Here is a 2,126-nt window from a genome sequence, read left to right as displayed (position 1 = left end):
GGGCGTCCGGCGAGTTTGTATCGATTTGATGCTGAAGCGTTTGCTCCGTTTAAGGATAAACCGTTGGTATTTATTTAAACGCAAAGGTAGCGCTGTCGCGCCGCTTCGCTAAAGCAGAGGTTCGCGCCAAAGTTCGCTAAGTTAAGAAAAAAGCAAATTCACTCTAGCTCGGTGTTATCTTTGGCGGTTAAAAAGAAATGAAAGGAAAATAAACGATGCAAGATTTAGAGGAATTTTCAAATAGCAAAGAACCCAAAGATTGCTTAAGCCTCGGAGACATTCGCCAGGAAATTGATAGGATTGATTTCCAAATTACCGCAGCTTTTGGTAAACGATTTGAATATGTAAAAGCGGCAGCAAAGTTTAAAACAGACGAAACCAGCGTGAAAGCTCCAGAAAGGGTTAAGTCGATGTTGCAGCAAAGACGCCTTTGGGCTGAAGAACAAGGCTTAAATCCAGATGTAATTGAAAAGCTATATCAAGATTTGGTTAATTATTTTATGGATGAAGAATTAAAACATTGGCAATCTAAATCCTAATTGCTGCGATTGAAAAATTAGTTTAAATAATCAGAACGACGCAGGTGATAACTGAATATGAAAATTGCGATCGCTCAACTCAACCCCACAATTGGCAACCTCACCGGCAATGCCCAACAAATTCTAGAGGCGGCAAGACAGGCAACTCAGCAAGGTGCCCGTTTGTTGCTGACGCCGGAACTCTCTTTGTGCGGCTATCCGCCACGAGATTTGCTGCTGAATCCCGGCTTCGTCGAGTCTATGGCAACGGTGTTGCAGCAGCTAGCAGAGGATTTGCCACCCAATTTAGCGGTGTTGGTGGGTACGGTAGACCCAAATCCGGAGGCGCACGCCGCTGGAGGTAAACCGTTATTTAATAGTATTGCCTGCTTAGAACAGGGCAAAATACAGCAAATTTTTCACAAGCGACTGTTGCCCAGCTACGATGTTTTTGACGAATATCGATATTTTGAACCGGGACTTCAGCCAAATTCTTTTACGCTCGATAATCTCCGCATTGGCGTCACAATCTGCGAAGATTTGTGGAACGATGAGGAATTTTGGGGAAAGCGTAGCTATGCAGTGAATCCGATTGCTGACTTAGCTCAATTGGGTGTAGATTTGGTGGTGAATTTGTCAGCTTCTCCCTATAGTGTTGGCAAGCATCACTTGCGAGAAGCAATGTTGCGTCATAGTAGTGTCCGTTACCGCCAACCAAGCATTTATATCAATCAGGTTGGGGGAAATGATGACTTAATTTTTGATGGAAGCAGTTTCGCTTTAAATCACGCCGGGGAAGTGGTGTGTCGTGCCCTTCGTTTTGAGACGGATTTGGTACTGCTGGAATTTGATGAGGAAAAGCGGGATTTGATCTCCCCCTCAGCAACCGGGGATAACGGGGGAGTCGCACCGCTTGCAGCCAGTGAAGACGAAGAAATTTGGGCGGCGTTGGTGTTGGGAGTGCGAGACTATGCCCGCAAGTGTGGCTTTTCCAAAGTTACGCTTGGCTTGAGTGGTGGAGTAGATTCGGCGTTGGTAGCAGCGATCGCATCCGCCGCTTTAGGGGCAGAAAATGTATTCGGCGTCCTGATGCCTTCGCCCTACAGTTCCGATCATTCTGTCGAAGATGCGCTGAAATTAGCCCAAAAGCTGGGTATTCCCACTCAAACCCTAGCGATTGGGCAACTGATGCAGGGTTACGACCAAACTTTAGAACATCTGTTTGCTGGAACGTCGTTCGGGCTTGCGGAAGAGAATATTCAATCGCGGATTCGGGGCAATTTATTAATGGCGATCGCGAACAAGTTTGGCTATCTCCTCCTTTCTACGGGTAACAAGTCTGAAATGGCGGTTGGTTACTGTACACTTTATGGCGATATGAATGGGGGATTAGCGGTGATTGCTGATGTGCCGAAAACTCGCGTTTATTCTCTATGCAATTGGCTGAATCGTAACGGTGAAATTATTCCGACGAATATCCTCACGAAACCGCCAAGTGCCGAACTAAAACCCGGTCAAGTCGATCAAGATTCTCTACCCTCTTATGACATTCTGGATGATATTTTGCAGCGATTAATTCACGAACATCAATCAACTGCTCAAATTATC

The 2,126-nt window shown here is 45.8% G+C and carries 2 protein-coding genes and 1 pseudogene; all 3 read left to right on the top strand.

Annotation, left to right across the window (positions count from 1 at the left end):
- Nucleotides 1–78 (top strand): annotated as a pseudogene (locus tag H6F50_RS23810) (NUDIX hydrolase); the annotation flags it as partial.
- A 137-nt stretch (nucleotides 79–215) separates the two neighbouring features.
- A complete protein-coding gene (locus H6F50_RS23805; RefSeq protein ID WP_190410316.1) occupies nucleotides 216–539 on the top strand; it encodes an isochorismate lyase in 324 nt (107 codons plus the stop codon).
- Between the two features lie 57 nt (nucleotides 540–596).
- The coding region (locus H6F50_RS23800) for an NAD+ synthase (RefSeq protein WP_190430595.1) at nucleotides 597–2,126 on the top strand (1,530 nt) is incomplete at its 3' end.

It is taken from the genome of Coleofasciculus sp. FACHB-712, from assembly GCF_014695635.1.
Classification (GTDB): Bacteria; Cyanobacteriota; Cyanobacteriia; order Cyanobacteriales; family FACHB-T130; genus FACHB-T130.
Note: the sequence above shows the minus strand (reverse complement) of the source record. Positions and strands in the feature narration are given on the sequence as shown.

Excerpts from the sequence above, each read along its gene's own strand:
- H6F50_RS23805 (WP_190410316.1), top strand. The coding sequence starts at position 216 with ATGCAAGATTTAGAGGAATTTTCAAATAGCAAAGAACCCAAAGATTGC.